Source organism: Pseudomonas petroselini (assembly GCF_045037875.1).
GTDB classification, from domain to species: Bacteria; Pseudomonadota; Gammaproteobacteria; order Pseudomonadales; family Pseudomonadaceae; genus Aquipseudomonas; species Aquipseudomonas petroselini.
The window spans coordinates 2,847,831-2,874,012 of the sequence record NZ_CP173614.1; the positions used below are offsets into that span (position 1 = coordinate 2,847,831).

Here is a 26,182-nt window from a genome sequence, read left to right on the forward strand (position 1 = left end):
GTTCATCCAGCCATGTTCATCAACAATAAAGGCGCGGTCATGCTGAAAATCTGGGGTCGTAAAAATTCATCAAACGTCAGGAAAGCACTGTGGTGCGCCGAGGAACTCGGCCTGGACTATGAAGCAATTGATGCGGGCGGGGCTTTTGGTGTGGTCGACACGCCGCATTACCGGGCGTTGAACCCCAACGGTCGAGTGCCGATGATCGAGGACGGCGACTTTGTGCTGTGGGAGTCCAACACCATCGTGCGCTACCTCTGCGCCAAGCAGGCTTCCAGCTGGTATCCCGGTGACCTGAAGGCCCGCGCCAGCGCGGAAAAGTGGATGGACTGGACCACTTCGACCTTCGCTGAACCGTTCAAGACCGTGTTCTGGGGCGTGCTGCGCACCCCCGCGGAAAAACAGAACTGGGACAGCATCCACGCCGGTCGCCAGGCCTGTATCGATGTGCTCAAGACGGTTGACCAGGCACTCGCCACACAGCCGTATCTGTCGGGTGAAGAGATCGGCATGGGCGATATCCCCTTGGGCAGCTTCATCTACGCCTGGTTTGAAATGCCTATCGAACGGCCTGCAATGCCCCATCTAGAGGCCTGGTACCAGCGCCTGCAACAACGGCCGGCCTACCGCAAAGCGGTGATGACTGCGTTGACTTAATACCCACTATTAATACGGGTGACTGTACTTGTGCGGCGCGGGCAAGCACCATGCCCGTCATGCGCCGCCGTTGAACTACCTGGGCTGCGCCCTCATCTACTCTTTCTATTCCCTTCTTTTGGTGCGTAATCCGATATGAGTTCCGCTCTGTCCATCCGGCAGCTAACCAAAACCTACGGCAACGGTTTCCAGGCCCTGAGTGGTATCGATCTGGACGTTGCCGAAGGTGACTTCTTCGCCTTGCTCGGCCCTAACGGCGCCGGCAAGTCCACCACCATCGGTATCCTCTCCACGCTGGTCAACAAGACCAGCGGCACGGTGAATATCTTCGGCCATGACCTGGACAAATCCCCGGCGGCGCTCAAGCGTTCGATCGGCGTGGTGCCCCAGGAATTCAACTTCAACCAGTTTGAAAAGACCTTCGATATTGTTGTGACCCAGGCGGGCTACTACGGCATCCCGGCGAAAGTCGCCAAGGAACGCGCCGAGCAGTACCTGACCCAGTTGGGCCTGTGGGACAAGCGCGATGTGCCTTCGCGTTCGTTGTCCGGCGGCATGAAACGCCGCCTGATGATCGCCCGCGCACTGGTGCACGAGCCGCGCCTGTTGATCCTCGATGAGCCCACCGCCGGCGTGGACATCGAGCTGCGCCGTTCGATGTGGACCTTCCTCACCGAGTTGAACGAGAAGGGCATCACCATCATCCTCACCACCCATTACCTGGAAGAGGCTGAGCAGCTGTGCCGCAACATCGGCATCATCGACCACGGCACCATCGTCGAGAACACCAGCATGCGTAACCTGCTGGGCCAGTTGCATGTGGAAACCTTTTTGCTCGACCTGAAGAACAACCTGTCGGTGCCGCCGCAATTGCTCGGCTACCCGAGCCGTCTTGTCGACAGCCACACCCTGGAAGTGCAGGTGGACAAAGCCATGGGCATCACCGCGTTGTTTACGCAGTTGGCGACCCAGAACATCGAAGTGCTGAGCCTGCGTAATAAAACCAATCGCCTTGAGGAGTTGTTCGTGTCCCTGGTGGAGAAAAATCTGGCGAAGGTGGCGGTATGAGTTCCGAACTGCAACCCAACCTCGTCGCGCTGCAAACCATCGTTTATCGCGAAGTGAAACGCTTTACCCGGATCTGGCCGCAGACCCTGCTGCCGCCCGCGATCACCATGGTCTTGTACTTCGTGATCTTCGGTAACCTGATCGGCCGGCAGATCGGCGACATGGGTGGCTTCACCTACATGGAGTACATCGTGCCGGGCCTGATCATGATGTCGGTGATCACCAACTCCTACGGCAACGTGGTCTCCAGCTTCTTCGGCAGCAAGTTCCAGCGCTCCATCGAAGAACTGATGGTGTCGCCGGTCTCGCCTCACACCATCCTGATCGGCTACACCTTGGGTGGCGTGCTGCGTGGTTTGATGGTCGGCGTGATCGTGACCCTGCTGTCGCTGTTCTTCACGCACCTGCAGGTGCATCACCTCGGGGTCACCATTCTGGTGGTGGTGCTGACGGCGACGATCTTCTCGTTGCTGGGCTTCATCAACGCCGTGTTTGCACGCAACTTCGATGATATTTCGATCATCCCGACGTTCGTGCTGACGCCGTTGACCTACCTGGGCGGGGTGTTCTACTCCATCACTTTGCTGCCACCGTTCTGGCAGACCGTGTCGCTGGCCAACCCGGTGTTGCACATGGTCAACGCCTTCCGCTACGGCATCCTGGGCGTGTCGGACATCAAGATCAGCGTGGCGATCACGTTCATGTTGGTGGCGACCGTGGTGCTGTACATCGGCTGTGCGAAGCTGCTGGTGAGCGGGCGCGGGATGCGTACCTGACTCAACGGATGTACGCGGTCAAAAATGTGGGAGGGGGCTTGCCCCCGATAGCGAACTGTCAGTCACTCATGTACTGACTGATCCACTGCTATCGGGAGCGAGCCCCCTCCCACACGTGTATTGGCGTAACGTCAGGAATTGAGTGCCAGTTCGATCAGCCCATGCAGCGCTTCCACCGTCAGCGGCTCGGTCGAGAACAGAATGCGAAACACTGTGGGTGCTGCGATCAGGTTGATCAAATGGTCCACGCTCGGTGGCGCCGGGTCCGGATAGCGATCGACAATCGCCTGCAACTGCCCACTCAAGATGCTCACGCAGTACCCCGGCGTGATCATGCACTGCAGGTCGCGCATCATGTTGCGCCCCGGCTCCGAACTCATTTCATCAAGGTATTGTTCGGCCCAGGCCTGCAAATCGCCGCGCAGGCTGCCGGTGTTGGCCGGCTCGCTGTCGGGTCGCATGCGTGCCAGGGCCACGTCCGCGAGCAGCACGGAGAGGTCGCCCCAGCGTCGGTAGATGGTCGACGGCGTGACGCCTGCGCGCGCGGCAATCATCGGCACGGTGACGCTGGAACGCTCATGGGTTTCCAGCAGTTCACGCACCGCCGAATGGACGGATTCTTGTACCCGGGCACTGCGGCCCCCCGGGCGAAGGCCTTCTTTTATCGCCATGTTTGTGACCTTAACACAAAGAATTTGCTTTAAGCGCTGACGGGTAGCACACTCTGCAAAAGCAAAATATTAGCTTTAGCGGAGCGTGCGCATGTCCAGTCCTGTTTCCCGTCGTTCCAGCCTGGTGTTCCTCGCGATCACCTTGCTGACCTTCCTGGCCGCTTCCAGCGCGCCGACGCCGTTGTACCACCTGTATCAGGAAGGCCTGCATTTTTCGGCGGGCATGCTGACGCTGATTTTCGGTGTCTACGCCTTGAGCCTGCTGGCGGCGCTCTTGACCGTCGGTTCATTGTCGGATCACCTGGGGCGCAAGCCGGTGATTTTTGCCGCACTGGTCCTGGATATGCTGGCGATGCTGCTGTTTATCCACGAAGACAGCGTGGCCTGGCTGATTGCCGCGCGGACCTTGCAAGGGTTTGCCACCGGCATGGCCACCGCCGTGTTGGGCGCGGCACTGCTCGACACCGATCGCCAGCAAGGCCCGCTGGTCAACAGCGTGGCACCGCTTTTGGGTATGGCGTGCGGGGCGATGGGCAGCAGTTTGTTGGTGGAGTTCGCGCCATTGCCGACCCAGTTGATCTATTGGACGTTGCTGGCCTTGATGCTGTTGCAGGCCCTCTATGTATGGCGCCTGCCGGAAACCGTGGGCCGTATCCCCGGTGCTCTGGCGTCGCTGCGTCCGACCTTGCACGTACCGCCCCAGGCGCGCCGGGCGTTGTGGCTGTCGTTGCCGGTGGATGTGGCGGTGTGGGCGATGGGCGGGTTCTCCCTGTCCCTCGCGCCGTCGCTGGTGCGGGCGGCCACCGGGTCGACCTCCAACCTGATCGGTGGCGGCCTGGTGGCGGTGTTGACCCTGAGCGGCGCGCTGATGATTTTTACCCTGCGCAATCGCCCGGCCGATAAGGTATTACGGCTCGGCGCCGGGTTGCTGGCCATCGGTGTAACGCTGATCCTCACGGCGGTGCACAGCGCCAGCCTGCCATTGTTTTTCATCGCCACCCTGATCGCCGGCAGTGGCTTTGGCGCGGGTTTCCTCGGCGCCTTGCGCAGTGTGGTGCCGCTGGCGTTACCCCATGAGCGGGCGGGCTTGATGTCGGCGTTCTATGTGCTGAGCTACCTGGCGTTCTGCCTGCCCTCATTGTTGGCGGGGAACCTGATTCGCAGCTTTGGCCTGATCGCGACCACCGACGGCTACGGTGCAGTCCTGATCCTGTTGTCCCTCGGTGCGTTGATCGCATTGCTGCTGCAGGATTCGGCGCGGGTCAGGGCGACGACAGGCGGCTGATGGGTAATAATCGGTGCCCCGTATTGGCCTGATCGAGATTCAAGCATGAAGATCATCCGCAGCAAGGACTTCACCGGCAGCCGTGCCTGGGAAGCGCTGGACATCGCCACTATGAATGGCATCACCACGCGCCTGCACTGGACCGACCAGCCCTATCGCTGGCATATCAATGACGGCGAAGAAGTGTTCGTGGTGCTGGATGGCCGGGTGCACATGCATTACCGCGACAATGGCTTCGAACGGGTGGCGGAGTTAGAAGTCGGAGACATCTTCTATGCCAGTGTCGGCACCGAGCATGTGGCCCATCCCCAAGGGCAGGCGCGCATTCTGGTGATCGAATGCGAAGGCAGTGTTTGACGCTATATTGGCAAAGTAGATAACAGATAGAGATATTACCCGTTATATAGATATTCGATACGGTTCTACCATGGTCTCAACCTCATGCGAGGAAGAGGATTGCCATCATGACCTGCTCGAATACCCTCAGCTATAAGCCTTTCAGTCACCTCACCCGTCCACGGGAAGTGATCCGCCAGTTCACACCGAACTGGTTTGCCGCCACCATGGGCACCGGCGTGCTGGCGCTGGCCCTGGCGCAGCTGCCGGCCCCTCTGCCAGGCGTGCACGCCATCGCCGAAGCGCTGTGGTTTTTCACCCTCGGCCTGTTTGTGCTGTTCAGCGGGTTGTACGCAGCCCGATGGGTGATGTTTTTCCACGAGGCGCGGCGGATTTTCGGGCACTCCACGGTGTCGATGTTCTTCGGCACTATCCCCATGGGGCTCGCGACGATCCTCAACGGCTTGCTGTTATTCGGCCTGCCGCGCTGGGGCGCCGACGTGATACCGCTGGCCGAGGCGCTGTGGTGGTTGGACGTGGCCATGGCCGTGGCCTGCGGCGTGCTCATCCCGTTCATGATGTTCACGCGCCAGGAACACAGCATCGACCAGATGACCGCCGTCTGGCTGCTGCCCGTGGTCGCCGCCGAAGTCGCCGCCGCCAGCGGTGGGCTGCTGGCACCGCACTTGGCGGACGCGCATTCGCAGCTGGTGATGCTGGTGACCAGCTACGTGCTGTGGGCGTTTTCCCTGCCGGTGGCGTTCAGCATCCTGACCATCCTGATGCTGCGCATGGCCTTGCATAAACTGCCTCACGCCAATATGGCCGCGTCGAGCTGGTTGGCGCTGGGTCCCATCGGCACGGGGGCGCTGGGCATGTTGCTGCTGGGGGGCGATGCGCCGGCGATCTTCGCGGCCAATGGCCTGCCGGGTGTCGGTGAAATAGCCAACGGCCTCGGGCTGGTGGCGGGCATTACGCTGTGGGGCTTTGGCCTGTGGTGGATGCTGATCGCGGTATTGATCACCCTGCGTTACCTGCGCGCCGGTATCCCGTTCAACCTCGGCTGGTGGGGGTTTACCTTCCCACTCGGGGTGTATGCCCTGGCCACGCTCAAACTGGCGAGCCTGTTGCACCTGGCGTTTTTCAGTGTGTTCGGCAGCGTGCTGGTGGTGGCGTTGACGCTGATGTGGCTGATCGTCGCCAAGCGCACCGTGCAGGGCGCCTATAAAGGTGAGCTTTTTGTTTCACCGTGCATTGCGGGACTAGCGAATAAGTAAGCAGGATTAGGTAAAGTCGTGGCCTGAATGCTTTTAAAAAAAATAGGCCACGCAGGAACACGGACGATGAGCCACCCCTCGCAATTCACTTTGCTGCGCACACGGCGTTTCCTGCCGTTCTTCATCACCCAGTTGCTGGGGGCTTTCAACGACAACATCTTCAAGCAATCGCTGATCCTCGCCATTCTCTACAAGCTCACCCTCGACGGTGACCGCTCGATCTGGGTCAACCTCTGTGCGTTGCTGTTCATCCTGCCGTTCTTCCTGTTCTCGGCCCTGGCCGGGCAGTTTGGCGAGAAATTCAACAAGGATGCGTTGATCCGCGCGATCAAGATCGGCGAGATCGTGATCATGGCCGTCGGCGCGACGGGCTTCCTGACCAACCACCTGGAACTGATGCTGCTGGCGCTGTTTGCCATGGGCACGCACTCGGCACTGTTCGGCCCGGTGAAGTACTCGATCATGCCCCAGGCGTTGCACGACGATGAGCTGGTCGGTGGCAACGGCCTGGTGGAAATGGGCACGTTCCTGGCGATCCTGGCCGGCACCATCGGCGCCGGGATCATGATGTCGTCCACTCATTACGCACCAGTGGTGTCCGTGGCGATTGTCGGCGTGGCGGTGTTGGGTTACCTGGCCAGTCGCAGCATTCCGCGCGCGGCGGCGTCGACCCCGCAACTGCGCCTGAACTGGAATATCTTCAGCGAATCCTGGGCCACCCTGCGCCTGGGCCTGGGGCAGACGCCCGCCGTTTCGCGCTCCATCGTCGGCAACTCGTGGTTCTGGTTTGTCGGCGCGATCTACCTGACGCAGATCCCGGCGTACGCCAAAGAGTGGTTGTATGGCGACGAGACGGTGGTGACGCTGATCCTTACCGTGTTCTCGGTGGGTATCGCGCTGGGTTCGATGCTCTGCGAAAAACTCTCCGGCCGTAAGGTCGAAATCGGCCTGGTACCGTTCGGTTCATTCGGCCTGACCGTGTTCGGTCTGTTGCTGTGGTGGCACTCCGGCGGTTTCCCGCAGAACGTGCAGGCCAACGACTGGCTCGCCGTGCTCAGCTACGGTCAGGCCTGGTGGGTGTTGTTCGATATCCTCGGCCTCGGTGTGTTCGGCGGTTTCTATATTGTGCCGCTGTATGCGCTGATCCAGTCGCGTACCGCCGAGAACGAACGCGCGCGCGTGATCGCCGCCAACAACATTCTCAATGCGCTGTTCATGGTGGTCTCGGCCATCGTGTCGATCCTGTTGCTGAGCGTGGCCAAGCTGTCGATCCCGGAATTGTTCCTGGTGGTGTCGCTGCTCAACATCGCGGTCAACACCTACATCTTCAAGATCGTCCCCGAGTTCACCATGCGTTTCATGATCTGGCTGCTCAGCCACTCCATGTACCGCGTGGAGCATCGCAACCTGCAGGCGATCCCGGACGAAGGCGCGGCGTTGCTGGTGTGCAACCATGTGTCGTTTGTCGATGCATTGCTGATTGGCGGCGCGGTGCGTCGGCCGATTCGCTTTGTGACGTACTACAAGATCTATCGTTTGCCGGTGCTTAACTTCATCTTCCGCACCGCTGGGGCGATTCCGATTGCGGGGCGCAACGAAGACATCCAGATCTACGAAAAAGCCTTCACGCGTATCGCGCAGTATCTGAAGGAAGGGGAGTTGGTGTGCATCTTCCCGGAGGGCAAATTGACCGCCGATGGCGAGATGAACGAGTTTCGCGGTGGCGTAACGCGGATTCTGGAAGAGACGGCGGTGCCGGTGATTCCGATGGCGTTGCAGGGGTTGTGGGGAAGTTTCTTCAGTCGCGATCCGAAGAAGGGCTTCTTCCATCGCATCTGGTCGCGGGTGGTGTTGGTGGCGGGTGAGCCGGTGGATGGGCCGACACCTGCCAGGTTGCAGGAATTGGTTGGTGGGTTGCGGGGGAGTGTCAGGTAGTGTTGGTTTTGGCTATACCGGCCTCATCGGGGGCAAGCCCCCTCCCACATTTTGATCTGTGAATACCTTCAAACGGTGGGAGGGGGCTTGCCCCCGATGGCGGTAGTGGCTCAGGTGCTGATCTTGAGCCCAATCAGCCCACAAATGATCAACGCCACACTGGCCAGCCGAAACAACGCCATAGACTCGCCAAACAGGATAATCCCGGCAATCACGGTGCCTACCGCGCCCACGCCGGTCCAGATGGCATAGGCGGTGCCGAGTGGCAGTTCCTTCATGGCCAGCCCGAGCAGGCCGAGGCTGACGGCCATGGCGGCAATCGTCAGGGCGGTGGGCAGCGGCTTGCTGAAACCGTCGGTGTACTTCAGGCCGACGGCCCAGCCGACTTCAAACAGACCCGCAAAAAACAGAATGATCCAGGACATGATGACCTCCTAATATTAGGTGGGGTCGTCCCCGGATTAGGCGCTTGAGAGCGTCGCGGGGTCGTCCCTGCGAAGCCCGGTAGAGTGCCGAAAAGTGCTCGGCTGATCAAGTTTGCGGCGTGTTCTCCAGGGCCCGACGGTCTTCCTTTTCGCTCATGCGACGGAAGTAGGTCGACAGCAACGCCCCGGAAATATTGTGCCAGACGCTGAACAACGCACTCGGCACCGCCGCCAGCGGTGAAAAGTGCGCGCTGGCCAGCGCGGCGCCTAACCCGGAGTTCTGCATGCCCACTTCCAGTGCCAGCGACTTGCGCTGCGCCAACGGCAGCTTGAACACGCGGCCGGTGAAGTAACCCAGCAGGTAACCGAAGCTGTTGTGCAGCATCACCACGGCCATGATCAACAGGCCCGACTCGGCGATCTTCGCCTGGCTGGCAGCGACTACCGCCGCGACGATGATCACGATGCTCACCACCGACACCAGTGGCAGCACGTCTACCGCGTGGCGAACCCGATCACCGAGCACGCGTTGCGCCAGTACGCCGAGCACGATCGGCAGCAGCACCACTTGCAGGATCGACCAGAACAACTCCATGAACGACACCGGCAGCCAGGCCGAGGCCAGCAGCCAGATCAACGCCGGGGTGAGCAGCGGGGCGAGGAGGGTGGTGACGGCGGCGATGGCCACTGACAGCGCCAGGTCGCCCCGGGCCAGCCAGGTCATCACGTTGGACGAGGTGCCGCTTGGGCAGCAACCGACCAGGATCACACCGACGGCAATTTCCGGCGGCAAGCTAAAGGCCTGGCACAGTAACCAGGCCACGCCCGGCATGATCACAAAATGTGCGACCACGCCCAGCGCCACGCGCCATGGATGGCGGGCGACTTCGGCGAAGTCATCGAGTTTGAGGGTCAGCCCCATGCCGAACATCACCAGGCCCAGCAACGGGACGATGGCGCTTTTGAGGCCGATGAACCAACCGGGTTCGAGGAAGGCGACGACGGCGAAAATCAACACCCAGTAGGCGAAGGTGTTGCCGACGAAGCGGCTCAAGGCGGCGAGTGCACGCATGGGGGTGTCCTTTGTTGTTCGATTTTTGAGTGGCCAATGCGATCAAATGGGGGAGGGGGCTTGCTCCCGATTGCGGTGTGTCAGTCAGCCTATTCATGGCTGATTCACCGCAATCGGGAGCAAGCCCCCTCCCACATTTTGATTTTCACATGGTTTAGATGCCCTGCGGCGTCTCTTCACCGCCCAGTGCTTCAACCAACGCCGGCAGGAAGTCGCCGAACGTCAGCATCATCAGGGTAAAGCTCGCGTCCAGTTGGCCCAGGGCTTCTTCACCGCCGTCCTGTTCCGCCTGGTCTTGCAGCAGGTCTTCGAACTTCAGACGCTTGACGGTCATCTTGTCGTCGAGCATGAAGGACAGCTTGTCCTGCCAGGCCAGGGACAGTTGGGTCACGACTTTGCCGGTGGTCAGGTGCAGCTGGATTTCTTCGCTGGTCAGGTCCTGGCGCTTGCAACGCACGATGCCGCCGTCTTCGTGGGTGTCGCGCAGTTCGCATTCGTCGAGGACGAAGAAGTCATCGGCCGGTTTCTGGGTGGTGACCCAGTCGGTCATGATCGCTGTCGGTGCGGTTTTCACCGTCAGTGGGCGAACCGGCAGGGTGCCGATCACTTCACGCAGGGTCGACAGCAGGTCTTCGGCGCGTTTCGGGCTGGCGGAGTTGACCAGGATCAGGCCTTGTTTCGGCGCGATGGCGGCGAAGGTCGACGAACGACGGATAAAGGCGCGCGGCAGGAAGGCCTGGATGATTTCATCCTTGATCTGGTCGCGTTCCTTCTTATAGACCTTGCGCATTTGCTCGGCCTCGATCTCTTCGACTTTCTCTTTGAGTGCGTCACGCACCACGCTGCCCGGCAGGATGCGTTCTTCCTTGCGCGCGGCGATCAGCAGGAAGTCACCGCTGACGTGAACCAGGGGAGCGTCTTCACCTTTACCAAAAGGTGCGACGAAACCGTAAGTGGTCAACTCCTGGCTTGCACAAGGGCGCGCCAGTTTGGTGGCCATGGCCGCTTCCAACGCCTCGGCATCAACAGGCAGATCTTGGGTCAGGCGATAGATAAGCAGGTTCTTGAACCACATGGGGTGAGTCTCTCCTTTATACAAAGGGGGGCATTATTCTCTTGATCACGTCCCAGGCCAACCCTGCCTAAGCCATTGGAAGCTATCAAAAAAAAGATTTAAGAAAGTGCTTGCCAGACCCAGGGTCGCTCCGTAGAATGCGCGCCACACCGAAACGAAGGGTGATTAGCTCAGCTGGGAGAGCATCTGCCTTACAAGCAGAGGGTCGGCGGTTCGATCCCGTCATCACCCACCATTCGCTTCATGTGTTACGCGCAGCGGTAGTTCAGTCGGTTAGAATACCGGCCTGTCACGCCGGGGGTCGCGGGTTCGAGTCCCGTCCGCTGCGCCATATTCGGTTACCTGGAACGCTGAACGCCAGGTCACCACAGAAAGCCCGCTCAATGAGCGGGCTTTTTGCTGTCCGGGATATGGAAAAAATCGCGCGGTAAACTTTTTTTAAATAAAGTACATTTAAATCAAGACATTACGATTTTTTGGTGTATGATGCGCCCACACCGAAACGAAGGGTGATTAGCTCAGCTGGGAGAGCATCTGCCTTACAAGCAGAGGGTCGGCGGTTCGATCCCGTCATCACCCACCATTCGCTTCACGTGTTACGCGCAGCGGTAGTTCAGTCGGTTAGAATACCGGCCTGTCACGCCGGGGGTCGCGGGTTCGAGTCCCGTCCGCTGCGCCATATTCGGTTACCTGGAACGCTGAACGCCAGGTCACCACAAGAAGCCCGCTCATTGAGCGGGCTTTTTTTCGTCCGCGATTTATCCTCCTGGTGCCTTGCCATTGTGCACTGCCTATTCGCCCTGAACTGTGCGGGTGCGTCATGACGTGGGGGAATACCCCTATGCACATTGGTTGATTGCGCCCTTGGCCGGTTAAACGTTTATCTATAGCCACGCGAAAGACTTTCAGGCGACTCACTGCAGCAGGATGCTGCGGTGCCCGCTCTCTAACACAAAAAATAGTCTGCAAGGGGAATGGCTCTACATGAAATATCCACTGCGTCCGTTGGTGTTCTGGCCAACTTTCCTGATCCTGCTGGCGGCGGTGATCGCCAGCTACGTCGACCTGAATGCATTCCTTGCGGTCAGCAAACAGCTCAACAACCTGATCCTGAAAAACTTCTCATGGCTGTTCAGCGCCGGCTCGTTTGCCATGGTGGTGCTGACCGCTATCGTCTACTTCTCCGCGCTGGGCAAAGTGCGTATCGGCGGTGAAGACGCCCAGCCTTTGCTGAGCAAATGGCGCTGGTTCATGGTGGCGCTCTGCACCACACTGGCAGTGGGCGTGCTGTTCTGGACCACCGCCGAACCGCTCTACCACCTGTACGGCCCACCCACCAGCCTGCCGATCGAAGCGGGCAGCTCGGCGGCCAAGAGCTTTGCCATGTCGACGATGTTCCTGCACTGGACCATCACTCCGTACGCCATCTACCTGGTGCCGTCGCTGGTGTTTGCGCTGGTGTTCTATAACCGCCGCAGCAACTTCTCCATCGGCGCCATGCTCGAGCCGCTGTTGGGCGCAGCGCGAGTCAAGCGCTATGCCGGGCTGATCGACACCCTGGCGATGTTCGCGCTGGTGGCCGGCATGGCCTCGTCCCTGGGCACTGGCGCGCTGACCTTGGCCGGTGGCATGGCCCAATACATCGGCGGTGAAACCACCCCATTGCGCCTGGCCATCATCATCACGATCATCGTCATCACCTTTGTCGCCTCGGCCGCCAGCGGCTTGCAGCGCGGTATTGTGATGTTGTCGTCGTTCAACACCTGGATCATGCTCGCCTTGGGGCTGTTCGTGCTGCTGTGCGGGCCGACCCTTTACATGTTCAGCTTGGGCGTCGAGTCCCTCGGCGTGTACCTCGACACCTTCTTCAGCCGCAGCCTGTTCACCGGCGCCGCCAGTGGCGACACCTGGCCGCACAGCTGGACCGTGTTCTATTGGTCGGTGTGGTTTGCCTGGGCCCCGGTGAGTGCGCTGTTCCTCGGCAAGATCGGCCGCGGCTACACCGTGCGCGAATTCATCCACATCAACATGCTCTACCCGGCGTTGTTCACGGCGGTGTGGATCTGCATCTTCTCCGGCACCAGCCTCTACTTCGACGCGCTGGGTGATGGCAGCCTCAACCGTGTGTTGAACGAGCAGGGCGTGGAGCACGTGCTGTACCAGATGTTCCAGCAATTGCCGGCCAGCGGCTTGATGATTGCGTTCCTGCTGTTCGTGGCGTTTATCTCGTTCGTCACCGCGGCAGACTCCAGCACCGATGTGATCGCCAACCTGTGCAGCAAAGGCGTGACCGCCGATTCCGACCTGGACGGCAACCCGCTGCTGAAGATCGTCTGGGGCCTGATCATCGGCTCGGTATCGTGGGTCATGGTCGCGTTTGTCGGCGTCGATGGCGTGAAGATGCTTTCCAACCTCGGTGGCTTGCCCGGGATGATCCTGGTGTTGCTGGCCAGTACCTCGCTGATCTTCTGGCTGAAGAACCCGGCGCTGCTCGATGTGAAAAACCTCAGGCCGACCACCGAGCCCGAGCTGCGTGGCGCCAGCCCCGTCGCGGCATTCGCCCGCTAAGCCCGACAACCTGTGTGTCTCCCCCGTACGCTCCCCTCCGGGCGCGGGGGAGCCGTTTGTTTGCAATAAACGCGTTTGGAGTTACCGATGGAAATCGTTACCGAGTTTGCCTACAAGGTCCGTGAAATCGAGCACTGCCTGATCCCCTTGAAGGACGGCACGCAATTGGCCGCACGCATCTGGCTGCCGGAAGTCGCCGGCCCGCAAACCTTCCCGGCGATTCTGGAGTACCTGCCGTACCGCAAACGCGATGGCACCGCCGTGCGCGATGCGCTGACCCACCCGTGGATGGCGGGGCAGGGCTATGTGTGCGTGCGCGTCGATATGCGCGGCAATGGCGAGTCCCAAGGGCTGATGGCCGATGAGTACCTGCTGCAGGAGCAGGAGGACGCCCTCGAGGTGATCGATTGGCTGTGCCGCCAGCCGTGGTGCGACGGCAACGTCGGCATGATGGGTATCTCCTGGGGCGGCTTCAACGGCCTGCAAGTCGCGGCGCGCCAGCCCGAGGCGCTGAAGGCAATCATTACCCTCTGCTCCACCGATGACCGCTTCGCCGACGACATCCATTACAAGGGCGGCAACCTGTTGATGGAGAACTTCGGCTGGGCCGCCACCATGCTCAACTTCAGCGCGGCGGTGCCCGATCCTCTGCTGGTTGGCGACGACTGGAAAACCCTCTGGCACCAACGCCTGGAAGCCATGCCGCTGCTCGCCGAAACCTGGCTGCACCACCAGACCCGTGATGACTACTGGCGCCACGGCTCGGTGTGCGAGGACTACTCGCAGATCAAAGCCGCCGTCTACGCGGTGGGCGGTTGGGGGGATGCCTACCGCAATACCGTTTCGCGCCTGATGGAAAACCTGCCAGGGCCGAAGAAAGCCATGATCGGCCCATGGATTCACAAATACCCGCATTTCGCCGTGCCCAATCCGGCCATCGGCTTTCTGCAAGAAGCCAAACGCTGGTGGGATCACTGGTTAAAGGACATCGATAACGGGGTGATGGATGACGCATCTTGCACCTTTTACCTACAGGATATTCTGCCGCCGAAGGGCAGTTATGCTGAGCGGCCGGGGATCTGGGGGCAGACGTCGGGCTGGCCGGATCCGCAGGTGCAATGGACCGATTTCAGCCTCGGCGAGCACGGCCTGACTGCCGGCGCGCAGCCCTTGGTCACGCCGCGCAGTATCTGCTCGCCGCTGACCACCGGCCTGCATCAGGGCGAATACTGTGCCATTTGGTTTGGCCCCGACGGCCCGACGGACCAGCGCCGCGATGACGCCCACTCGCTGTGCTTCGATTCCCAACCGCTGACCGAGCCCCTGGCCCTGCTCGGCGATGCGCGCCTCACGCTGCGCCTGGCCAGCGACACCGCCTGCGGGCAATTGGTCGCGCGCCTGAATGCGGTGGCGCCGGACGGCCAGGTCACGCAGATCAGCTACGGCGTGCTTAATCTCACGCTTCGCGAGGACCTTTCCCAGGTAACACCGGTAGTGCCGGGTGAAGCGATGGACGTGCACCTGAACCTCGACCACATCGGCATGCGCCTGCCCGCCGGCTGCCGTTTGCGCCTGGCGCTGAGCACCGCGAGTTTCCCGCTGCTGTGGCCGAGCCGCGAACTGACCACGCTGACCTTGCTGCCGACCCTGCACAGCCTGCAGTTGCCGGTATTCACCGGCGACGCGGTGGAGTGCCCGTTCGAAGCACCACAATCGTCGACCCCGGCGAACCTGGAGGTACTGCGCGCCGCCGCGCCGAAACGCACCTTGATCGAAGACGTCGGCAGTGGCGAAGTCTGCGTGAAGATCGAAGATGACCTGGGCGCCATGCGCTTTACCGACCATGGCCTATGGGTGGACCAACGTTGCACCGAGCAATATCACACCTTGCCCTGGGACCCGCTGTCGACCCGTGCCGATATTGAATGGCACTACCGTGTCGGCCGTGACCAGTGGACGGTGGAAGTGGAAAGCCACTTGAGCGTGCATGCCGATGCCGAGTGGTTCTACCTCGAAGCGGAACAGACAGCCTGGGAAAACGGCCAACTGGAACACCGCCGGCAATGGAGTAAACGTGTGGCCAGGGTCGCGCTCTGAGCGAGCAACTGGCAGGATGCCTGCCAACGTGATCTCTGCGGGCCTGGGCAAACCCAGGCCCGTAATTGCCAATGGAATTGCTCATGTCGCGCCGAAACGTCGATCTTCCCCCGCTCAACTGCCTGCAGACCTTCGAAGCGGCGGCCCGTCATTTGAGCTTCACCCAGGCCGCCCATGAACTGAACCTGACCCAGAGCGCGGTCAGCCGCCAGGTCAAGCGACTCGAGGAGGACCTGGCCCGGCCGCTGTTTTATCGGCTGGCCCAGGGCCTGAGCCTGACCCCTGCCGGGGTGCGTTACTTCCGCACCATCCAGCGCCTGTTGCGCGAACTGGACCGTGAGTCCGCCGAGCTGCGCCGTCGCGGCGCCGATCGCCAGTTGACCCTGGCCAGCACGCCCACCATCAGCTCTATCTGGCTGGCCGGTTTATTGCCGGACTTCCAGCGCGAACACCCGGACCTGGATATCCGCATCCTGTGCAGCGATAACCCCGGCCGCCTGGATGTGAGTGAATATGACCTGGGTTTGTTCTATCACCTGGACGAACTCCCGGCGCCCCACGGCCTGGAACTGTCGCCGGTGTTCGACAGCGAACAGGTCATCACCGTGTGCAGCCCTGGCTACATCGAGCGCCACGGCCCTATTCGCGATGCGCACCATCTGCTGCATGCCCACACCTTGCTGATCGTGGAAGACCACTATCACGACTGGCTGACCTGGACCGACTGGTTCGCTGACGTCGGCGCCGACTACTACACCCCGCGCCATGCCTTGCGTACCAACAGCTATCAACTGTTGATGCAATCGGCGGTGATGGGGCACGGCGTCGCGCTGGGCTGGAAGAGCTTGCTGGAAAGTGACCTTGGTTCCGGGCGCCTGCAAATGGCCTTGCCCCACACCATGCATAGCCGCGGCCGCCTGCATTTTATGCAACCCCACCACCGCAACCCGCCGTTGGCGGTGCGCAGTTTTCGTCAATGGTTGCTGGCTCAGACCGCTGAGGCGGGGGCGCGTTGACTGAGGGTCAAGGCTGAGCCGTCTTTTTCTTCTTGGTCTGGCGTGTTGCCAGGTGTTCAAAGCAAAAAGACGCGGTGCCGAACACCGCAATAAGGGTGAGTACGAGCATGCCGAGGGTTGAGTTTTCCACGGTGATTTCCTACGGGTGATGGGTAGGTATTCACGGTAGTGGCGGGGTGAAAACGGCTCAATAGACCCGACGCAATCCTTACGCCGTCGGGCCCATTGTTATGCACTCTTTACGGGGCGTTACGGCTGTGGCGGTAATCGCTGACCGCTTCATACACGGCTTTGCGCAAGCGGTTGATGCCGCCGATGGGGCGGTGGTCCGCAACGCCGAACCAAGGGTTGAACGACTGGTTGTCGCACGCCAGGTTCTGCTCGGGCGTGTCGAAATCCTGCGCCGGGATACGCACCTTCGCCACGGTTTCATACGGCGCATCGCTCTCCTTCCATTCGATGCTGGTGTCTTCGATCGGCATGAATTTCTGCGGGTTCTGCCGCTGAATCTGCAACACGAAACACGCAGGCTTGCGATCGGTGGACAACTGCTGGCTCAACGCGCTACGCAGGAAATTCGGCAGGTCCTGGTTCTGTTTGGGCAGTTGATATTCCGGGCAGCTCTGCGGGTCGGGTGCGACGCGGAACTTGGCGTTGGCGCTGCCGAACTTGTAGGGCGAGACTGAAAAGTAGGTGGTCTGCGTCGGGCTGGCCGGCGCTGGCGCCAGCGTGGCCAGGGCGATAAACAAATGACGCACCTGCCAACTGCGCGGGTCAGCCTTGGGGAAAAACGCCAGGACTTTTTTGCCGTCCGCCTGCGCACCGATGTTCTGCGCGTATTCCGCCACATCGCTGACAAAGAAGTTCGGGTGGCTGAACATCACGAAGTCCTGTTCCGTGCGTGTCTGCTGGTCGGCCAGCAGTTGCTTGCCCGGCACGTCCAGCAGCTTGAGCGCCATGCCGCGTGCATCACGGATGCTGTCGAACTGCGGGTAGGCGTTGCCGTTGGACAGGCGCATCAGCGCCTGCCAGGTCTTGCCCGGCTCGGCAAACACGCCCTGGCGCAGCGTCGGGTCCAGATCGGCCGGCACGCTGACTTCGGCCTTCACGCAGCCATGGGCCTTGGCGTGGGCATCACGCAGGTAGCGCGTGCCTTCGCGATGCTGGTCGACGATGCGCACGGCCGTTTGGATGATGCCTTGGGTCATCGCCGCTTCGCCGGGCGGGATCTGCTCGTTCGGCGACACCGGGCCGCTGTGCTGCCAGGCGTACCAGGCGCTGGCGCCCAGCCAACCGAGCAGGCCGAGGCCAACCAGCCACAGTAAGGTCTTGCCGAGAAACCTGCCGATGCGCAGCCAGAGACGGGCGAGCAGGGAAGGTTGGTCGTATCGGGATCGAATCATCATGGCAGTTGTTGCTCCAACGGGCCGCCCAGCACTTTGAGGTATTCCAGCAGCGCCCAGCGTTCCTGCGGTAGCAGGCCACGGCCGATGACGCCATTGCCACGAGCGCCTGCACGGAATTCGTGGCCGCTGTTGTGGTTGCCGGTGATTTTGGTATCGAACAGAAAGGCGTTCTTGAATGCCGCGGTCTCGAAGCCGAGATGGCGCGGGTCGTAGTTGAAGGTGCCTTTATAGAAGGTGACGCTGCGCTCGTCCTGAGGCGAGAGCAACTGGTAGATCGTCGGCACCGAGCCGTTATGCAGGAACGGCGGTGTCGCCCACACGCCGGCCAGTGGCCGCGCTTTGTAGGCGCGCAGCTCGCGCACGCCGATGGGCAGGCCGTAACCGTCCAGGCGCGGGCGCTCGGCCGGGGTCACGCCGGCGGCGCGGTAGGCATGCGCTTCGACGAAGGCCGTGACGTAGGCGAGGCCCTTGGCCACGGACATCTTTTTCAGGTCCAGCGGCTCGGTCGGCGTGGGGTGCAGTTCGACGTTGAGTGTGGCCAGTTCCGCCGGGTCCCATTGCAGGGCGCTGAGGTCATAGCGCTGGTCGGCGATGTTGCTGGCGGTGCCGGGGTCGGTGCCGATGTAGTCCACCGGCAGCATTTTCAGCTGTTGCACCGAGCGGCCGTTTTCCTGGGTGACGCTGGGGACGTGGCAGCCGGCGCAGTTTTCGGCGAAGAGTGCACGGCCTTGGGCGGCGAGCGGCTTATCGATGGCGCCCAACAAGTCCTCGGGCCAGGTCGGCGGCTTGAGGCGCTGCAAGGTTTCTTCAATCAGGTTGAGGTCGCGCACGCGTACGCTCGACGGGTAGCGTGCATCGCCCTGGAGCGGCTGGCCGGCAGCGTCGAAAAAGGTCAGGGTCGCGCCCACGCCCAGGGCTTCACCGATATTGCGCGCCATGGGCTGCTGCGCCGAACCGTTCCATTGCACCCAGTCGAAGGTCCAGATATCCCACAATTGCGGGTAGTCCACCGGCGCATTGGCGACGCGATAATTGTCCGGGGAAATGGCATCGCCAAAGCTGGCGTTGGCGATACGGCCAAAGGCGTCCGTGCGGCCGGGGCCTTCTTCGGTGGGGTAGAGGCCGCGGTGGGTGTCGTTCCAGGCCACCTTGAGGAACGTGTTCAGAGACTGCTTGAAGTCCTGGCGCAGTTGCTTGTGCTCTGCGTCGTAGCGGTCGCCCAGCACCTGGCGGGCGAAGCGTTCGAACTTCCACGGGTTGTAATAGGTGGCGGCGAGGCTGGCGACCAGGGCCTGGCCGAAACTGCCGCCGCGCAGGGTGGGAACGCTGGAGGGCAGCACATGCTGGGCCGAGCCGCCGTCAATGCGCAGGGCCTGGCCTTTGAAATGCAATTCGCCGGTATGGCAGGCGGCGCAGGTGATATCCAGGTAGTCGACGTTGCTGTCGGCGTTTTTATGCCGGGCGAAACCCACGGGCAGGTTGCCGGGGTTTTGCGCGGTGGGCACCTGCTTGGGGTCGACCAGGAAACCGAAGCGCGCCAGATACTCCGGCGTGGCGAAGCGTTGTTCGGAAAACGGCAGTTCCAGGGCGGTGAACCAGTCGTAGTGCAGGCCTTTTACTTGAGTGCCCTGGGGCGTGAAGTAATAGGTCTGGCGGTCGGCGGCACTCCATTGGTCCTGGTAGTGCACCTGCTCCACAGGCACGTAGTCCGGTAGCTTGGGGTTGAGGGTGTAATAGAGCACCACGGCCAGAATCAGGCCCAGTGCGGCGAGTATCAGGAGTAAAACACGGGAAAAAATGCGCAAGATGGCTATCCTTGTCTCGGTCTTGTCGACGGGTCGCGTTGTTATGCCACTACGCCACAAGTGCGGCAAGTGGCCATGAGCCTGGTAGTCGGCGGTCCCACGATCCTTCGCGGGACCCCATCATGAATGAAAATGCTTTTAAACACGTGAACTTATCAGAAGTTTCCTGCTCAGATGCCGGTAGCCATTGGTCGTGGCCGCCTGATAAGCTCGCGACTTTATTCGATTGCCCTTTTGGCGCATGAACAAGGAAATAGCATGAAACAGCATCGGTTGGCGGCGGCGGTGGCCCTGGTTAGCCTGGTACTTGCGGGTTGTGATTCGCAGACCAGCGTAGAGCTGAAAACCCCGGCGCAGAAAGCTTCCTATGGCATCGGCCTGAACATGGGCAAGAGCCTTGCCCAAGAAGGCATGGATGACCTGGATTCCAAAGCAGTAGCCCAAGGCATCGAAGATGCCGTCGGCAAGAAAGAACAGAAGCTCAAAGATGACGAGCTGGTTGAAGCGTTTGCCGCTTTGCAAAAGCGTGCTGAAGAACGCATGACCAAGATGAGCGAAGAGTCGGCAGCCGCCGGCAAGAAATTCCTCGAAGACAACGCCAAGAAAGACGGCGTCGTCACCACCGCTTCCGGTCTGCAGTACAAGATCACCAAGAAAGCCGATGGCCCTCAGCCTAAGCCGACTGACGTGGTGACTGTGCACTACACCGGTAAGCTCACCAACGGCACTACCTTTGACAGCTCCGTAGATCGCGGTAGCCCGATTGACCTGCCGGTCAGCGGCGTGATCCCGGGTTGGGTCGAAGGCCTGCAACTGATGCACGTCGGCGAGAAGGTCGAGTTGTACATTCCTTCCGACCTGGCCTACGGCGCACAGAGCCCGAGCCCGGCGATTCCAGCCAACTCCGTGCTGGTATTCGACCTGGAACTGCTGGCCATCAAGGACCCAGCCAAGGCTGAAGCTCCTGCAGCACCCGCCGCCAAGAAGTAATCGGCGCCTGAACACACAACGCCCCGTCTCGACGGGGCGTTGTTGTTTGTGGGAGGGGGCTTGCCCCCGATGGCGGTGGACAGTCACCTTATGCAGTGGCTGATCTCTTGCTATCGGGAGCAAGCCCCCTCCCACATTGAAGCCTCTGCAGATCCGAACGAACGTCTGTAGCGGGCAACAGTCTGATATAAAACCTGAGCACGGCTATCCGCACATCAACGCCAAGTCAATGAAATCTTGGGTTTTTCTTCAGTGCGCAAAAAACGCCCGATCTGACTGAAAGCCATGTAATCCGTGGCTTTCAGCCCGGAAAATGGGCTCTGTTCACAAGGTTATCCACAATTTGTGTGGATAACCTTTCATGTCGCCTGGAACTGGAGTGACAAATGAAACCACCCTTCAATTTCACCCGTTTCCTGCCCATGGCCGCACGTCTTCTGGGGCGCGGCCGTCTGCCGACGCTGTTGTTCGCGGTCGCCGCCAAAGGCTCGAGCCAGGGCAATCGCCTGGGCAAGCTCAAGGATGACCTCAAGTTGCTTCAGGCGTTGTGCCTGGCCTACTGGCGCGGCGAATACCGGGCGATCAGTCCCAAAGCGCTGATCTCGGTGGTGGCGGGGTTGATGTATTTCCTGAGCCCGATCGATGCGATCCCGGACTTTATCCCCATGTTCGGCATGCTCGACGACATCGCTGTGTTGGCGTGGGTCATGAAGACCCTGGAAGGCGAACTGAGCGCCTTTCGCGCCTGGCGTGACGCCCAGCGTCCGGAAAAACTCGCCGTGGTTGAGCGCCTGCCTGCGACGCCTGCGCTGCTGTCCAAGGAAAACCCGCAAAAAAACTGATGACACGGGCTATCCCCCTGCGACCTTTGTGGCGGTTAGGATTACACTCCTAAGGAAAGAGCTTACTTAGTAAGTGTTGTTATCCTACGGGGCAGTCATGGATATTCAGATAATTTCACGGAATGGCGAACCCGAATACGCGGTGTTGCCATGGAATCAGTACCAGGCGCTGCTAAAAGCTGCCGGTCAGCAACAACCTACGCAACCTCCTTCTAAATCGACTGCCCAAGCCGCCCCCGGACAGGATCTGCGCCCGCTCGCAGACCTGCGCGGCCTGCGCGAAGCCAAGGGCCTGGCTATCGAGACCCTGGCCCGCACCGTGGGCATCAGCCCGTCATATCTTGGATTGATTGAAAGTGGTGAACGCCAGCCGGATGCCGCGATCCGCCGCAGCCTGGCCTGGGAATTGGGCGTTGCAGGTTGGAGGGATGAATCTTGAGCCTACGTATCAGCCGTCAACATTGGGATGGGTTACTCAACGAACTGGACCAGGCGCGTCGCCAGCGCCATCTGCTGACGTACCGCGCCTTGCTGGAACGCCTGCAATTTCCTACGCCGGCCATGCAAACCCTGGCCGCGGCCCTGGAACACCTGGCGGCGCTGGATGCCAAGGCCGAGCAACCTTTGCGCAGCTCGCTGGTGATCAGCCAGGGCGCCAGCCGCTTGCCGCGTACCGGTTTTTTTGAATGTGTGGAGCGGCTTGGCCGTTTCAGCGGACCCTCCGATGGCGTGGCCGCTGCCTCCTGGCATGCATCGGAAGTGGTGCGGGTATTCGAATACGAATACCCGGAATCCGCCGAGGCCTAAAGCGCCTGGGGCAGGGCGTCCATGCTGTCGATCACATGGATACTGTAACCGGCCACGTCCTTGGCATGGTGCTTGGCTTGCGAGGCAAGTTCCGCCAACTGGCTGGCATCGAGTTGTCCACAGGCCTGTGGATATAAATGCACCACGCCGATGGACAGCGACAGCAGCGCAAACTCCTGGCGCACACCCTGGCGGTTCAACGCCACGAAACAGCCGGCGTCGAGGTGCTCGGCGCGGTAGAAGCGCCGGCATTGGGTGTGAAAGTCATCCAGCAATTGATTGAGCCGCTTGCGCCAATCCTGCGGACCCAGCACCAACAAAAAGTCATCGCCACCGATATGCCCGACAAAGTCACGGGTGGGATCGACGCGGTCATTCAGGCACTGCGCCAGGCACAGCAACACCTCATCCCCACGCCCGTAGCCATAGATGTCATTGAACGGCTTGAAACTGTCGATATCCACGTAGCAGATCACCGACTCCCGTTGTTGTTGCAGCAGGCGTGTGAGGCACTGCTGGATCGGCACGTTGCCCGGCAGCAGGGTCAGCGGGTTAGCGTAGCGCGCCTGCTGGATCTTCAGCTCGGTGATCAGCTTGAGCACGTCGATCACCCGGCCCAGGCCCAGGTAGTCGCCATTGAGCGTGATGATGAAATCTTCTTCGATACGTTGCCGCGCGCGGCTGGTGAGCAGGCGGCTGACTTGTTGCAGCGACTGGCTCAACTCCACCGCCAGGAAGTCGGTGCTCATCAGGCGGCTGATGGGCTTGCGCGCAAACAGGTCGGTGGCGAACGGCTTGAGCAGCGCATCCGACAATAAGTGCCGATGGACGATACCGATCGGCTGCCCGCGCCCGTCCAGCACAGCCAGGGAGTTGAGGTTGGCCTGTCGACGAAACGCTTCGAGCACTTGGGCGGTGGCGGTGTCCTGGTCCACCGCCGGGTGTTCGCTGAGCAAGGCGCTGAGGTCGCTGCCTTCTTCCGTGAGGGTAATGTTGGCTGTGTCGGGCTTGGGCAGCATCTTGCGTGCTTCTTGTGGTGGGTGTTCCTGCGGGCGGCAGAGCAGGTAGCCCTGGACCAAATCCACGCCCATCTCCGTCAGCACCGCCAACTCCTCCGGCAACTCGATGCCTTCGGCGATCACCTGGGCACGCGAAGCCTTGGCGATCTGCAGGATGGAGCCGACAAACTCGCGCTTGAGCGCATCCTGATGAATGCCGTCGATGAAGTGCCGGTCGATCTTCACGTAATCCGGGCGTAACTCCGACCACAGCCGCAGGCTGGAATAGCCGGCGCCCAGGTCATCGAGGGCGATGGCAAAGCCCATGTCGCGGTAGTGATGCAGGGCGGTTTGCAGCAGGTCGAAGTCGTCAGTGGGTGTCTGCTCGGTGAGCTCGATCACGACCTGGCTGGGTGGAATGCCATAGTCGCGCAGCAGTTGCAGCGTGCGTCCCGGCTGGTGCGCCGTTTCCATCAAGGATTCCGGCGAAATGTTCAGGAACAGCTTGCCCGGCAGCTTCTGTTCGCTGAAGCGTCGGCAGGCGCTTTCGCGGCAAGCTATTTCCAGTTCGCTGAGACGTCCCGCATGGCTGGCCACCGAGAAGAGGGCGACGGGGGAGTGCAGTGGGCTGTTGGAGGGGCCGCGGCTGAGGGCTTCGTAGCCAAGGATTCGTCGTTCGGAGAGGCAGATGATCGGTTGGAACAGGCTGTGCAAACTGCCTTGAGCCAAGATAGAGCCCAGTGCATTCAGCTGTTCGGTCATGGTCATGGCGATCTCGATCGAAAAAAAAGGACCGCAGGCGAGAAGCCAGCGGTCCTTCATTTCACGACAGAATGATGTCTATATGATGACACTCCGAGGAGCGACCACATTAAATCGCCATCATTTACTGCTTGGCCACCTGCTTGGTGATTTTCAGGTAGTCCAGCAGGATCCGGCCAGTCTCGGCCAGGTAGGCGTCGTCTTCCGGCTTGGTCTTGTCGGCCTCGGTCGGCAACGCATCTTCATCTTCTTTCTTCAGCTCCTTGAGTGGATCTTCACCCTTGGCCTTGCGGCGGATGTTTTCCAGTGCAAGTTGCTTGTTTTCGATGTCGCTGTGCTGCGCGCGGCGGTCGACTTCGTTGAGGCTGACGGTTTTTTCTTCCATCAGCTTCTTGGCCAGGGCCAGTTTGTCGCGGATAAACACGAACTCGGCGTCCTTGGCGGAGCGGGTGTCGTGATCAGCTTTCAACTGCGCCAGGAACGGCTTGAACGGATCCGACGCCGGCTTGATCGCAGGGCGGATGGTGTCCCACGGCATGGCTTCCGGCAGGGCGCTTTCGCCGATTTCCTTGGTGTCGATAATCGACGGGAAATCGATGTCCGGCAGTACGCCCTGATGCTGGGTGCTCTGCCCGGAAACCCGGTAGAACTTGGCCAGCGTCAGCTTCAGTTCGCCATGGTTCAGCGGCTGAATGGTCTGCACGGTGCCTTTACCGAAGGTCTGGCCGCCGATGATCAAGGCGCGGTGGTAGTCCTGCATGGCACCGGCGAAAATCTCCGAAGCCGAGGCCGAGAGGCGGTTGACCAGCAATGCCATCGGGCCTTTGTAGAAGGCGCCCGGGTTCTCGTCTTCCAGCACATCCACGCGGCCGTCAGCGTTGCGTACCAACACCGTCGGGCCTTTGTCGATAAACAGGCTGGTCAGCTCGGTGGCTTCCTGAAGGGAACCACCGCCGTTGTTACGCAGGTCGATGACCACACCGTCGACTTTTTCCTTCTGCAACTCGGTGAGGATTTTCTTAACGTCGCGGGTGGTGGACTTGTAGTCCGGATCACCGGCACGGAACGCCTTGAAGTCCAGGTAGAAGGCCGGAATCTCGATCACGCCCAGCTTGTAGTCCTTGCCATCCTGCTTGAGGTTGAGGACTTTCTTCTGCACGGCCTGGTCTTCGAGCTTCACCGCTTCACGGGTGATGGACACGATCTTGCTGGTCTGGTCGTTCGGTGCATTGGTGTGCGGAATCACTTCCAGGCGCACCACGCTGCCTTTCGGCCCACGGATCAGCTTGACCACTTCGTCCAGGCGCCAGCCGACGACATCAACCATCTCTTTGTCGGCTTGGGCCACACCGATGATCTTGTCGGCAGGCGCCACTTGCTTGGTCTTGTCTGCCGGACCCGCCGGCACCAAGCGCACGATCTTGACCTGGTCATTGTCGCTTTGCAGGACGGCACCGATGCCTTCCAGCGACAGACTCATATTGATATCGAAATTTTCCGCGTTATCTGGCGACAGATAATTGGTGTGCGGATCGTAGGACATCGCAAAGGTGTTGATGTAAGCCTGGAAGATATCTTCGGCACGGGTCTGGTCCAGACGCGCCAGCTGATTCTTATAGCGCTTGGTCAACAGCTCCTGGATAGCCTTGGGGTCTTTGCCGGCGATCTTCAAACGCAGCACTTCGTCCTTGACGCGTTTGCGCCACAGGTCGTCAAGTGCGGCGGTGCTGGTCAGCCAAGGGGCGTCCTTGCGGTCCACCAGAAGGGATTCCTTCTGGGTGAAGTCGAGTTTGTCGACACCCTTGTTCAGCTCGGCCAAGGCGAAGTCCAGACGCGCTTTGACACGGTCCAGGTAACGCTTGTAGATGGTGAAGCCGGGCTGCAGGTCGCCGCTCTTGAGGAAGTCGTCGAACTGGGTTTTCCACTTGTCGAACTCAGCGATATCGCTGGCCAGGAAGTAGCTGCGCGACGGATCCAGCAGCTTGAGGTAGCTGTCATAGATGATCACCGAGCGAGCGTCGTCCAGCGGCGGCTTGCTGTAGTGATGACGCTTGAGCAGTTCGACGACGTTAAGGCTGGCAATCACCTCATCGCGATCCGGCTGAAGGTTGTCCCAGCTGTTGGCTGCGAACGTATTGGTCGACATCGACGCGAAGCCGAGACCAATGAAAAGAGCGAGGGCGGTGCTGGGGAACAAATGCTTCATGCTGATTCGACGCGGGGGCAATTGATAACGCATATTAGGCCGTCTTTGAGGGAGCCGGTTCCATATGGTCCGGTCGCATAATGCAAAAAGCCCGGCGATACAGCTACG

23 protein-coding genes and 4 tRNA genes are annotated in these 26,182 nt (G+C 60.6%); 18 read left to right on the plus strand and 9 right to left on the minus strand.

All coding sequences use genetic code 11. The features are described 5' to 3' along the window. Positions 1 to 39: 39 nt before the first annotated feature. From ACI512_RS13370 to ACI512_RS13380, 3 genes are all read left to right on the plus strand, one after another. A complete protein-coding gene (locus tag ACI512_RS13370) occupies positions 40 to 657 on the plus strand; it encodes a glutathione S-transferase family protein (RefSeq protein ID WP_046036837.1) in 618 nt (205 codons plus the stop codon). Between the two features lie 135 nt (positions 658 to 792). Then, positions 793 to 1,725 carry an ABC transporter ATP-binding protein gene (locus ACI512_RS13375; protein ID WP_012723133.1) on the plus strand — a complete coding sequence of 311 codons (933 nt, stop codon included), beginning with the start codon at positions 793 to 795 and terminating at the stop codon, positions 1,723 to 1,725. Next, a complete protein-coding gene (locus ACI512_RS13380) occupies positions 1,722 to 2,501 on the plus strand; it encodes an ABC transporter permease (RefSeq protein ID WP_012723134.1) in 780 nt (259 codons plus the stop codon). The genes ACI512_RS13375 and ACI512_RS13380 overlap by 4 nt, the downstream gene beginning before the upstream one ends. Positions 2,502 to 2,632: 131 nt before the next feature. Here ACI512_RS13380 and ACI512_RS13385 read toward each other — a convergent pair whose 3' ends face one another. Next, a complete protein-coding gene (locus ACI512_RS13385; RefSeq protein ID WP_064052279.1) occupies positions 2,633 to 3,172 on the minus strand; it encodes a TetR/AcrR family transcriptional regulator in 540 nt (179 codons plus the stop codon). 91 nt (positions 3,173 to 3,263) lie between these two features. Between ACI512_RS13385 and ACI512_RS13390 the strand changes: the two genes are divergently transcribed. The 4 genes from ACI512_RS13390 (at position 3,264) to ACI512_RS13405 (ending at position 8,005) form a co-directional block, all read left to right on the plus strand. Then, entirely contained in the window at positions 3,264 to 4,457 is a 1,194-nt protein-coding gene (locus ACI512_RS13390; RefSeq protein ID WP_236381760.1) for an MFS transporter, read from the plus strand. Positions 4,458 to 4,502: 45 nt separating this feature from the next. Further along, positions 4,503 to 4,814, plus strand: a complete 312-nt coding sequence (locus tag ACI512_RS13395; RefSeq protein ID WP_012723137.1) for a cupin domain-containing protein — start codon at positions 4,503 to 4,505, stop codon at positions 4,812 to 4,814. Positions 4,815 to 4,921: 107 nt separating this feature from the next. After that, the gene (locus ACI512_RS13400; protein WP_231808191.1) at positions 4,922 to 6,070 is read left to right on the plus strand and encodes a TDT family transporter; all 1,149 of its coding nucleotides are present in this window, start codon (positions 4,922 to 4,924) and stop codon (positions 6,068 to 6,070) included. Positions 6,071 to 6,136: 66 nt separating this feature from the next. After that, a complete protein-coding gene (locus tag ACI512_RS13405; RefSeq protein WP_231808192.1) occupies positions 6,137 to 8,005 on the plus strand; it encodes an MFS transporter in 1,869 nt (622 codons plus the stop codon). A 110-nt stretch (positions 8,006 to 8,115) separates the two neighbouring features. Here ACI512_RS13405 and sugE read toward each other — a convergent pair whose 3' ends face one another. The 3 genes from sugE to rdgC all read right to left on the minus strand — a co-directional run bounded on the left by sugE (position 8,116) and on the right by rdgC (position 10,577). Next, positions 8,116 to 8,430, minus strand: a complete 315-nt coding sequence (gene sugE / locus ACI512_RS13410) for a quaternary ammonium compound efflux SMR transporter SugE (RefSeq protein WP_010211634.1) — start codon at positions 8,428 to 8,430, stop codon at positions 8,116 to 8,118. A 106-nt stretch (positions 8,431 to 8,536) separates the two neighbouring features. Next, positions 8,537 to 9,502, minus strand: coding sequence for a bile acid:sodium symporter family protein (locus ACI512_RS13415; protein WP_236380876.1), 966 nt, complete (start codon positions 9,500 to 9,502; stop codon positions 8,537 to 8,539). A gap of 154 nt (positions 9,503 to 9,656) precedes the next feature. Continuing rightward, the gene (rdgC, locus tag ACI512_RS13420; protein ID WP_012723141.1) at positions 9,657 to 10,577 is read right to left on the minus strand and encodes a recombination-associated protein RdgC; all 921 of its coding nucleotides are present in this window, start codon (positions 10,575 to 10,577) and stop codon (positions 9,657 to 9,659) included. A 159-nt stretch (positions 10,578 to 10,736) separates the two neighbouring features. On the opposite strand from rdgC, the gene ACI512_RS13425 reads away from it, so the two are divergent. The 7 genes from ACI512_RS13425 (at position 10,737) to ACI512_RS13455 (ending at position 16,258) form a co-directional block, all read left to right on the plus strand. Next, positions 10,737 to 10,812 (plus strand) — tRNA-Val (locus tag ACI512_RS13425). 19 nt (positions 10,813 to 10,831) lie between these two features. Continuing rightward, positions 10,832 to 10,908, plus strand: a tRNA-Asp gene (locus tag ACI512_RS13430). A 176-nt stretch (positions 10,909 to 11,084) separates the two neighbouring features. Continuing rightward, a tRNA-Val gene (locus ACI512_RS13435) sits at positions 11,085 to 11,160 on the plus strand. A gap of 19 nt (positions 11,161 to 11,179) precedes the next feature. Continuing rightward, positions 11,180 to 11,256: transfer RNA gene (locus ACI512_RS13440), tRNA-Asp, on the plus strand. A gap of 305 nt (positions 11,257 to 11,561) precedes the next feature. Continuing rightward, entirely contained in the window at positions 11,562 to 13,145 is a 1,584-nt protein-coding gene (locus ACI512_RS13445; protein WP_236380874.1) for a BCCT family transporter, read from the plus strand. Positions 13,146 to 13,232: 87 nt separating this feature from the next. Further along, positions 13,233 to 15,242 carry a CocE/NonD family hydrolase gene (locus ACI512_RS13450; protein WP_236380873.1) on the plus strand — a complete coding sequence of 670 codons (2,010 nt, stop codon included), beginning with the start codon at positions 13,233 to 13,235 and terminating at the stop codon, positions 15,240 to 15,242. Between the two features lie 83 nt (positions 15,243 to 15,325). Further along, positions 15,326 to 16,258 (plus strand): LysR substrate-binding domain-containing protein, encoded by a 933-nt coding sequence (locus ACI512_RS13455; protein ID WP_064052273.1) that lies wholly within the window; start codon positions 15,326 to 15,328, stop codon positions 16,256 to 16,258. 7 nt (positions 16,259 to 16,265) lie between these two features. On the opposite strand, the gene ACI512_RS13460 is transcribed toward ACI512_RS13455, so the two are convergent. From ACI512_RS13460 to ACI512_RS13470, 3 genes are all read right to left on the minus strand, one after another. Beyond that, entirely contained in the window at positions 16,266 to 16,388 is a 123-nt protein-coding gene (locus tag ACI512_RS13460; protein ID WP_012723271.1) for a hypothetical protein, read from the minus strand. 109 nt (positions 16,389 to 16,497) lie between these two features. Beyond that, positions 16,498 to 17,664: a catalase family protein gene (locus ACI512_RS13465; protein ID WP_236380872.1), complete on the minus strand. Its 1,167-nt coding sequence runs from the start codon at positions 17,662 to 17,664 to the stop codon at positions 16,498 to 16,500. Continuing rightward, a complete protein-coding gene (locus ACI512_RS13470; RefSeq protein WP_236380871.1) occupies positions 17,661 to 19,469 on the minus strand; it encodes a di-heme-cytochrome C peroxidase in 1,809 nt (602 codons plus the stop codon). Before ACI512_RS13470 ends, ACI512_RS13465 begins: the two co-directional genes overlap by 4 nt. A gap of 258 nt (positions 19,470 to 19,727) precedes the next feature. Here ACI512_RS13470 and ACI512_RS13475 point away from each other — a divergent pair, with 258 nt between their 5' ends. From ACI512_RS13475 to ACI512_RS13490, 4 genes are all read left to right on the plus strand, one after another. After that, positions 19,728 to 20,459 (plus strand): FKBP-type peptidyl-prolyl cis-trans isomerase, encoded by a 732-nt coding sequence (locus tag ACI512_RS13475; protein WP_012723274.1) that lies wholly within the window; start codon positions 19,728 to 19,730, stop codon positions 20,457 to 20,459. 386 nt (positions 20,460 to 20,845) lie between these two features. Further along, positions 20,846 to 21,301 carry a YkvA family protein gene (locus tag ACI512_RS13480; protein ID WP_034103060.1) on the plus strand — a complete coding sequence of 152 codons (456 nt, stop codon included), beginning with the start codon at positions 20,846 to 20,848 and terminating at the stop codon, positions 21,299 to 21,301. A 97-nt stretch (positions 21,302 to 21,398) separates the two neighbouring features. Beyond that, entirely contained in the window at positions 21,399 to 21,740 is a 342-nt protein-coding gene (locus ACI512_RS13485; protein WP_405121841.1) for a multiprotein-bridging factor 1 family protein, read from the plus strand. Further along, positions 21,737 to 22,108 (plus strand): hypothetical protein, encoded by a 372-nt coding sequence (locus tag ACI512_RS13490; protein WP_005786715.1) that lies wholly within the window; start codon positions 21,737 to 21,739, stop codon positions 22,106 to 22,108. Before ACI512_RS13485 ends, ACI512_RS13490 begins: the two co-directional genes overlap by 4 nt. Here the strand turns inward: ACI512_RS13490 and ACI512_RS13495 are convergent. Together ACI512_RS13495 and ACI512_RS13500 are read right to left on the minus strand one after the other, a co-directional pair. After that, positions 22,105 to 23,874: a bifunctional diguanylate cyclase/phosphodiesterase gene (locus ACI512_RS13495; RefSeq protein ID WP_012723277.1), complete on the minus strand. Its 1,770-nt coding sequence runs from the start codon at positions 23,872 to 23,874 to the stop codon at positions 22,105 to 22,107. The genes ACI512_RS13490 and ACI512_RS13495 overlap by 4 nt on opposite strands. A gap of 118 nt (positions 23,875 to 23,992) precedes the next feature. Then, positions 23,993 to 26,074 (minus strand): carboxy terminal-processing peptidase, encoded by a 2,082-nt coding sequence (locus ACI512_RS13500; protein ID WP_012723278.1) that lies wholly within the window; start codon positions 26,072 to 26,074, stop codon positions 23,993 to 23,995. Between the last annotated feature and the right edge of the window lie 108 nt (positions 26,075 to 26,182).